General features: G+C 42.8%; 10 protein-coding genes and 1 pseudogene. 10 read left to right on the top strand and 1 reads right to left on the bottom strand.

Translation table 11 applies throughout. The annotated features are described in order from the left end of the window. A pseudogene (locus tag G519_RS52755) lies at positions 1-171 on the bottom strand (IS110 family transposase); the annotation flags it as partial. A 289-nt stretch (positions 172-460) separates the two neighbouring features. Between G519_RS52755 and G519_RS50910 the strand changes: the two are divergent. The 10 genes from G519_RS50910 to G519_RS0137010 all read left to right on the top strand — a co-directional run bounded on the left by G519_RS50910 (position 461) and on the right by G519_RS0137010 (position 7,847). Further along, the gene (locus G519_RS50910; RefSeq protein WP_127528321.1) at positions 461-640 is read left to right on the top strand and encodes a zinc ribbon domain-containing protein; all 180 of its coding nucleotides are present in this window, start codon (positions 461-463) and stop codon (positions 638-640) included. A 132-nt stretch (positions 641-772) separates the two neighbouring features. After that, a complete protein-coding gene (locus G519_RS46495; protein ID WP_051254053.1) occupies positions 773-2,710 on the top strand; it encodes a DUF4077 domain-containing protein in 1,938 nt (645 codons plus the stop codon). Positions 2,711-2,990: 280 nt separating this feature from the next. Then, positions 2,991-3,818: a VC0807 family protein gene (locus tag G519_RS0137045; protein WP_244280349.1), complete on the top strand. Its 828-nt coding sequence runs from the start codon at positions 2,991-2,993 to the stop codon at positions 3,816-3,818. Positions 3,819-3,834: 16 nt separating this feature from the next. Continuing rightward, complete coding sequence (locus tag G519_RS0137040) at positions 3,835-4,350, top strand: GNAT family N-acetyltransferase (RefSeq protein ID WP_029198851.1); 516 nt, start codon at positions 3,835-3,837, stop codon at positions 4,348-4,350. Further along, positions 4,347-4,883 carry an alpha/beta fold hydrolase gene (locus G519_RS52750; RefSeq protein WP_244280348.1) on the top strand — a complete coding sequence of 179 codons (537 nt, stop codon included), beginning with the start codon at positions 4,347-4,349 and terminating at the stop codon, positions 4,881-4,883. The genes G519_RS0137040 and G519_RS52750 overlap by 4 nt, the downstream gene beginning before the upstream one ends. 50 nt (positions 4,884-4,933) lie before the next feature. Next, on the top strand, positions 4,934-5,233 hold the full coding sequence (locus tag G519_RS52745; protein ID WP_244280347.1) for an alpha/beta fold hydrolase: 300 nt from the start codon (positions 4,934-4,936) through the stop codon (positions 5,231-5,233). 1 nt (position 5,234) lies between these two features. After that, on the top strand, positions 5,235-5,798 hold the full coding sequence (locus G519_RS0137030; RefSeq protein WP_029198850.1) for a hypothetical protein: 564 nt from the start codon (positions 5,235-5,237) through the stop codon (positions 5,796-5,798). A 12-nt stretch (positions 5,799-5,810) separates the two neighbouring features. Beyond that, the gene (locus G519_RS0137025; RefSeq protein ID WP_029198849.1) at positions 5,811-6,311 is read left to right on the top strand and encodes a hypothetical protein; all 501 of its coding nucleotides are present in this window, start codon (positions 5,811-5,813) and stop codon (positions 6,309-6,311) included. A 175-nt stretch (positions 6,312-6,486) separates the two neighbouring features. Continuing rightward, entirely contained in the window at positions 6,487-6,912 is a 426-nt protein-coding gene (locus G519_RS0137020) for a MerR family transcriptional regulator (RefSeq protein WP_029198848.1), read from the top strand. A gap of 221 nt (positions 6,913-7,133) precedes the next feature. After that, positions 7,134-7,847, top strand: a complete 714-nt coding sequence (locus G519_RS0137010) for a metal-dependent hydrolase (RefSeq protein WP_029198847.1) — start codon at positions 7,134-7,136, stop codon at positions 7,845-7,847. Positions 7,848-7,987 lie beyond the last annotated feature (140 nt).

Genomic DNA, 7,987 nt, shown 5'->3' with positions numbered 1-7,987 from the left:
GAAGCCGACTTCATCATTGCTAAATTCCAGTGGATTACCCAAAGCGATACCACGGAAATTAACAGCTCTAGCAACGTGGGTCTCCTGAGCAATATCTACACCGACAACAAGGTGATTAGCGGTAATGTTTTCAATGAGTTGATTTTGTTTATCTTGTGCTTTAAACTTCATAGTAGAGCGACCTCCTGATGTGGGATTTTAAGGGCTGTAGACCCGTTACGTACTCCCATCGTACAGAGGCGCTCTTTTTTATGCAAACTCCAAATTATTCGTTCCACAGGAATTCTAACGGAAACGATAGTGAAGGAGCTTGCCTCGTGGCTGCTCCTTTTTTGTTCATTCAAGTAACGATCAGCATAGTTCACTGAAGGTTATTACTTATGATCTTATCTTTATTGATATCGGTTAACACAGTGTACCGTAAAAAGGGGTGAGAACCACTATTCGATGGTGAATTTGTATGGTATTGTTTTATGAACAGCAGAGAACACTTGTCATGTGTGCGGGACCCCGTAATTCGGATGTGAAGTATCTTGCCTTACGGGTATGGACATGCAAGGGATGTGGCAGCCTCCATGATCGGGATCACAATGCTAGTCAAAATATTAAGCACGAAGGCATTCGTCTACTTATTGGATAAAAACCATCCCGCAGGAAATGCGGATTACGCTTGGATTATTTCTTTATAGTAGTGGAGACGATCCAGGAATCATGCGAATTCATTTGTGTGAGCTTTCAAACATTCCCTTATTCAAGGAGGAATTCCTACTTAATGGTTAGCTGGCTGAAAGAAACCTGTTTCACAAATTTGGAGCTTGACGTGCAAAAAAATAGACTGCTCTTTTTTTTGCTATGTGGGCCTATTTTTATAATGGCTGAATTGAACATCGCTACGCATTATTCCTTATTTAATCCGATCAATGGCCAATTTTTACTCATTATTCTCGTTTTTTTTGGTATTATGCTTTCGTTATTATTCGTACCATCAATTGAAAAGAATTATAAGTATGTTTTTATGACGGGGATGCTTCTCTTTTCGATGTACCAGCTGTGGGCATTCAACGATAACTCGCTGATCTTTCAAATTATGTATATTAATCTAGCCCTCGCGCTTGTTTACCTTAATGGGCTGCTTATTATATATACCGGGATGTCAACTGCTATCTTTACAGCGCTCGGCTTCATTTTCAAGAAAGATCTTTTCTTTCCACAAATGGATGGTGCAACGGTGAACGGTTCGATTGTGATCGTCCTGCAGACAACCATTGTTTTGTGGGGAGTAACCCAAATCGGCAACAGATTCCATCAGTTCATCGATCATAATAAACAAATGAGTAAACTGTTGCGGGACAATGAGAATCAGATGCTGCTTATCCATGAACAGAACCGCGCGTTAACCGAATATTCGAAGCAAGTGGAGCAGCTGACGATCGTCGAAGAAAGAAACCGAATTTCGCGAGAACTCCATGACACGATTGGACATACGCTAACTTCCATGATTGCGGGACTTGAGTTGACAAAGCGGGAGATGGACCTTTATCTTCAAGGGACGGAAAAACAAACAGAACGTTTGGATAAGCTACTAGATTTCGCGAGAAGAGGCTTGGAGGATATACGCGATCATGTTCATAATGCGGATAACTTCGGTCTTCAGGAATCACTGATTGACCGGATCAGTCAGTTAGGCAGCGAGCTCTCCATAAATACGGGAATCGAGGTGGAGTATCATACAGAAGGCGTCGTCTATCCACTTTCGCAGGCACAGCATCATGCACTGCTGCGATGCGTACAAGAGGCGCTTACGAACGCTGTTCGCCATGCACGTGCGAACAGGATCCAAATCGAACTTCGTTACCTAGCCGATAAGATCCACCTCGAAGTCAAAGATAATGGTGTTGGGGCTACCAAAGAAAAGCTTCAGCAAGGTTTCGGGATCCAGACGATGAAGGAAAGGATATCGGCCGCGTTAGGTACGGTTGAAATCACTTCAGATTTCGGTGGTGGTGTCCGGGTAAAGTGTGAGATTCCGGTAAAAAAACGCGGCAACACGACAAATATTAGGCTTCTCCTTGCGGAGGACCAGGAGCTAATTGCAGAAAGCTTCCGCATTTTGCTCGATATGGAACTGGATTTGCAGGTTATTGGCGTGGCTGGGAACGGGCTTGCCTTGATAGAGATGTGCGAGATAGAAGCGCCAAATGTCATCTTAATGGACATTCATATGCCGGAGATGAATGGAATTAAGGCGACGAGCATCATCAAACAGCGTTGGCCTGATGTCAAAGTAATCATATTGACCACGTTTCAGGATACCGATAATGCAGCGGATGCGATTTCGCTCGGTGCTGAGGGTTATCTGCTGAAAAGCGTTCAACCTAAGCATTTGGCCGAAGCTGTTCGGATTGTAAACAGCGGAGGTTCGTTGATCTCTATGGAAACCGCCAAGCTGCTGGTCGATACCCGTCAAGAACATACTCCGACTCTTCAAGACGCACGGGAGGAGCCGGAAGAAAACATTCCGGTATATGGGCTAACCGAGAAAGAGATGGAAATCGTCCGGTTTCTTTCGGACGGGTTGAAATATAAAGAGATTGCGCTGGAGATGCACTTTTCGGAAAGTACGATAAAAAACTACGTGTCCATCATTTATTCAAAGCTGAATGTGGAGAATCGTACGCAAGCAGTAAATAAATTACATAATTTGTTATAACTTCCGAGTACAAGAGATCGCAAAGAATAAAAAAGCGCTACATACCTATTAACGGTATGTAGCGCTTTTTTACGTCAAATGCGTGCATACAGGAGCGGGCAGTTCAGAAAGTATACCCGAAAGTTATGTACTTTCCACCCTAGGTATCCAGGGCGTACTTTTCTATACTTAGGGTACGAAAAGCGGCTTCATGTCGAAGAAGAAGGGTGAGGAGAAATGTGAAGAGACTAGCCAGCCATGCCATTCCGATTGTGGAATGAAAGACCTCAGGGGAATGAACATGTTTCGACGACTAGGCCGTACTACAGCCCTTCTCCTTCTCGCATGCTGCACTTGTGCGGTATATGTAGTTGTGGCAGCCTGTACGGACATAAGACAGCCTTATTTTATCGTATACATGTCGGCAATAATTGCTTTTATGATGTTTAGCGGAAGTGCTGAAAAGGAGCGAAAAAAAATGGAAACATGGAATGCAAGAGAGAAAAAACTTGTGAAAATGACTCCGCGTACTTATGTACTGTTTACTTTGATCATTAACGGCTTAGCCCCATGGGGGATTTATGAATGGTTAAGTCATTCCATGAGCAGCGTTCTCGCTTTGACTATTGCGACTCTGGTGCCTCTTACGGACAATCTTGTCCACTTGATCAGACATAAGAAGCTCGACGTATTCGGAGCGTTGATGCTGTTCACGTTCCTCTTAACGCTGGTCCTCGTATCTATGGGCGGGAACGAGAAAATTTTATTAATCCGAGAATCGCTCATCACAGGCTCCGTCGGGCTCATTTTCCTGGGCTCCCTTTTGTTAAAACGTCCCCTTATGTACTACCTAGTGCTGCGATTTCTTGCAATCGAAGGGTTTGCGGATAATTGGAAATATCCATATTTTCGCTATGTGCTGCGGCTAATGACATTCGTATGGGGGATTGTTCTAGTCATGGAGTCGGTCGTGAGAGTCATCATTGTCAATCATCTCTCTACTTCACAATTTCTAGCGATATCCAATTTTGTCCTGTACGGATTTATAGGAGCGGCAATTTTGTGGACGATGGTCTATCGCAAAAAATCAGCTAGGCGTCTTGAACAAATCAAACTGCACATTGTATAAAAATTGGAGGAATCTTATGCAAGTGGAACAATTTCAACTTCTGGACGGACACAGCCTTCGGAACCTCTACACATCCGTCACACAACATCTCCGAAGGGAAGGCGTCAAGCAGTGGGACCGCTTTTACCCTAACCGCTTCATCATCCAGAGTGATCTCCAAAATGGAAGCCTGTTCGGAGTAAAACAGAGCAATACCGTGATTGCAGCGGTTGTCGTGGATGAAAAGCAAAGCTCGCGATACGATATTTTGGACTGGACGGATCGGCAAGGGAAGCCTGCCTGTGTTCACCGGCTTGCCGTTCATCCGGAGTTCCAGAGAAGGGGACTAGGCAAAATTCTGCTTGGTTTCGCGGAACAATATGCCCTTGACCAAACGTTCACCAGTATCCGCTTGGACGTATTCTCTGCAAATGATACTGCCGTCAGGATGTATGAACGGGCTGGTTATGAGCGAATCGGAACGATCCGGTTTCCTTTTCGCCAAAAGCCTTACTATTGTTTTGAAAAGATATTGGGGAGTCGAGTACCATGAAAACGATTTACAGAAATAAAAACGGTGCGAAGGAAACCTTTATTCAAGCTTACGATAGAACACTTCAAGAATGGGATGTACCGGTAGAATCGGCATACTTTGATACTTCTTTTGGTGAAACACACGTACTTATTTCAGGACCGGAAGATGCCGAACCGCTGATTCTGTTCCATGGATTTGGCTTTAGTTCTACGATGTGGATCGAAAATATCAGGCCGCTAAGCAAACGGTATCGTACCTATGCAGTGGATTTTATCGGAGATATTAACAAGAGTGAAGCTATTCGGCAGATTAAAAACAAAGAAGAATGTGCGAGTTGGTTCCGTGAAATCTTGAACGGTTTGAATATTCAAAAGGCTCATGTTGCAGGTCTGTCATACGGTGGATTTATTGCTTTGGTTTTGGCCATTTACGCTCCGCAGTTTATCAATAAAATGGTGGTCATGAGTCCAGCAGCGTCTTTTCAACCACAGAGCAAGAAATTTTCATCAAATGCCTTCTCGCCGGTGTCTTTCCAACAACCAAACGTCTGAACGGCCTAATGAACTACATGATCGGTAAAGGAAATCAGGTTAATGAGACTTTGAGAAACCAATTCATTGCGGGCATGCAGAATGCTTTGCCAAAAAATAAGTTATTTCCAAGTTACATGGAGGATGATGAGCTGAAAGCCATTCAATGCCCAACTCTCCTGCTGATCGGAGATCAAGATATTCAATATGATCCTAGAAAAGCGATTGCAAGAGCCAATCACTTAGTTCCGCACATACAAACGAAATTAGTGGCAGATACTGGCCACGGGCTGGCCATGGAACGGCCGACAACGATAAATTCGTTGATGATTTCGTTTTTTAGTACTTCAGTAAATAATCGGGAGCTGTAAAATGAAAACTACATTATCGGAACGTCTAGGCGGATTATCATGTGTCGTATCGGGGGTGCTGCTTTTTCTTGCGCATGTACTGAACCTTGGGGCAAGTAACAGTCCAGGGACAGTATTGGGGCAGACTTTAGTTTTATCCGCTCATTTACTTCTTGTATTTGCATTCTTTTGGTTGTACACGGCGTACGGAAGTCAAATCGGGTTACTCGGATTGTTAGGCATGATTTCAGGCATTGTGGGTACCATTCTTGTTACGGGAATTGTTTTTGTGGAAGTTGCTGGTGCATCCGGAAAGCAAGTAGACGCGGTTTTCGAGACGAGTATAACCAGGAACCTACATACCTTTGGTCCATTGCTATTTGTACTCGGAATGATCCTCTTCGGGCTCTCATTTCTTCGGCGAAAGGCACTTCCGCGTGGTGGTGGGATACTTTTGATCGTGGGAACAATGGTCTTTGCGAGCGGGAGTTTAGCAGGTGATGCAGAAGCTTTAATCTCTACGCTCGGTGCAGCCTTTACTGGCGCTGGCTTTGTTTGGTTGGGAATGAGTTCATTAAAAAAATAAGGAGGAGACCTAATGAAAACATGGACGAAACATGAAGACCCTACTAATAAGTACGGAGCCACATTTACCTTGGGAGACAGAAATGTCTTGTTGCCACCAGGTGCAGTGATTTCTGTAACAAGAGGAGAACTTTTCAATATTCCACGATTGATGATAAATGGGTTGTTAAATCAATTCATTATGAAAGCAATGACCAAAAATGAAGACCTTCTATATGCTGAATTGACTGGTCAAATGCAGGGAGGCGTTGGTCAAACGACAACCGTCTGGAAAGATGGCAAGCGTATGAATAAATTCAGGACCAAAGGCTTCCACAATTTTACACGAAGATTTTTTAGCTGGGTATTTTATAGTGGAAAAGTACAGTCCTATTTTTTAACGTGGGAGCTTGAGGGGCAACTACCTCCTGCTGAGGAAATCACTACGCATGTAAAAACTTACGGTCGACATTTTGATGGGGGTAAAATGGTCAAGAAAGCGGATCCCAAAAAAAGCAAAGCTCTGGAAGACTAATAAATTCTAACAATATTAGAAAATTGTTATAGATGGGGTATTTTATGAACGTTCGGCCATCAGAATAATTTCGTCTTCTCCGTTTGCTATTTTAACCTAAAAATGGACTTGACTTAGAGTTGAATCTAAGGTGTAAGATGTACCCAGTCGACAATAGAAGGAGCTCCGAATAATTATGAATATCAAAGAAGCAGCGGAGAAAACCGGGATATCTGCACATACCCTTAGATTTTATGAAAAAAGTGGCTTGTTCCCAAAAATAAGAAGAACCAAAAGCGGGATTCGTGAATTTACAGACACTGACATTAGCTTTTTAATGTTCTTGGTTGCACTAAAAAAAACGGGTATGTCTTTGGACGATATCGCAGACTTCACGAAAGATGGATGTATTCTCGAAAGAATAGAGTCGGGAAAAATGCCGAAGGCACCGTTAAAAGACCGACTTCGCATCTTAAAGAATCATCGGAACCACATAGTGGAGAGACAGCGCGAAATTGAGTTATTGCTTCATTCCGTTAATAAAAAAATTTCATTTTACGAACATTACATGGAGTGTGAAGATGAAATCGAGGAGGAGAGTAAACAAAATGTGCAAGAATAGGTATGAAGTTGGCCTAGATATTATGAATAAGGTAGTTGGGGAATTGGGTAGTCATACGCGTGAATCTTTGAAGGAGATTGCCCCCGGTGTACTAAAAAAGAAATTGTAGAAATAATGATGCAAATGGGAGTTTATGTTGGGTTCCGGCCGCACTTAATGGTCTAACTACTGCAAGGGAAGTTTTTAATGCAAGAAATTTATAAGCTAAGGGGACGGTTAGTATGGCAAGCCAGAACATCTCTTTTACATGGATTGGATTCGGTGGATTTTATATAAAAACCTCGACAGGTAAGGAAATTTTAATCGACCCATGGGTTAAGAACAATCCAGTTTGCCCTGAATTTGTAAGAAACATTGAAAAAGTTGACTTCATCTTTTTTACACATGCGCACCGTGATCACGCTGAGGATGCGGTGTGGCTTGCCCAGAAGACCGGAGCAGTAATATTGGCTGGTTGGGAATTGGCCTTTATTCTGCAGAGGAGAGGGGTTCAAAATGTAGTTGCGATAAATAAAGGAGGAACTAGAAAATTCGGAGATATTACTGTTACAGCGGTACATGCGGATCATTCTTCTTCCTTCATTGACGGAGATCAGCTTCTTTATGGTGGGGAACCCATGGGTTATATTATTAAATTCGAAAATGGAAGAACAATTTATCATGCCGGGGACACCAACGTATTTGGTGATATGGCTTTAATTGCCGAACTCTATGAGCCTGAGATCGCTTTAATACCAATTGGTGATGCTTATACAATGTCTCCTCGTGAAGCTGCCAAAGCTGTACGGCTTTTGAACGTAAAGAAAGTAATACCGACGCACTTTGGAGTGCTAGATATTTTAACTGGTAGACCTACCGAACTTTTAAGTTTACTATCCGATGTTCATGATCTTATTGTGCATGATATTATGCCGGGGGATATCATTTTTTATTAATTGTAATTGAAAATGATAGCATCATTGAGAGAACTTTTTCTTTTTCATATGCAATTGGCTTCCGAAAATAAGGTCATAGTGTTACTGCTAAACCATACTGTCCGCCAATTGACGGCGTATGCTGTCCTAAACCTGACGGA

The organism is Paenibacillus alginolyticus DSM 5050 = NBRC 15375 (genome assembly GCF_000422905.1).
GTDB classification, from domain to species: domain Bacteria; phylum Bacillota; class Bacilli; order Paenibacillales; family NBRC-103111; genus Paenibacillus_E; species Paenibacillus_E alginolyticus.
This window is presented reverse-complemented; position numbering and strand designations above follow the sequence as displayed.

What these genes read in the sequence shown, in the direction of transcription:
- G519_RS46495 (WP_051254053.1), top strand. Translation starts at nt 773, where the DNA reads ATGGTTAGCTGGCTGAAAGAAACCTGTTTCACAAATTTGGAGCTTGAC.
- G519_RS0137010 (WP_029198847.1), top strand. Translation starts at nt 7,134, where the DNA reads ATGGCAAGCCAGAACATCTCTTTTACATGGATTGGATTCGGTGGATTT.
- G519_RS0137020 (WP_029198848.1), top strand. Translation starts at nt 6,487, where the DNA reads ATGAATATCAAAGAAGCAGCGGAGAAAACCGGGATATCTGCACATACC.
- G519_RS0137025 (WP_029198849.1), top strand. Translation starts at nt 5,811, where the DNA reads ATGAAAACATGGACGAAACATGAAGACCCTACTAATAAGTACGGAGCC.
- G519_RS0137040 (WP_029198851.1), top strand. Translation starts at nt 3,835, where the DNA reads ATGCAAGTGGAACAATTTCAACTTCTGGACGGACACAGCCTTCGGAAC.
- G519_RS50910 (WP_127528321.1), top strand. Translation starts at nt 461, where the DNA reads ATGGTATTGTTTTATGAACAGCAGAGAACACTTGTCATGTGTGCGGGA.
- G519_RS0137030 (WP_029198850.1), top strand. Translation starts at nt 5,235, where the DNA reads ATGAAAACTACATTATCGGAACGTCTAGGCGGATTATCATGTGTCGTA.
- G519_RS52750 (WP_244280348.1), top strand. Translation starts at nt 4,347, where the DNA reads ATGAAAACGATTTACAGAAATAAAAACGGTGCGAAGGAAACCTTTATT.
- G519_RS0137045 (WP_244280349.1), top strand. Translation starts at nt 2,991, where the DNA reads ATGTTTCGACGACTAGGCCGTACTACAGCCCTTCTCCTTCTCGCATGC.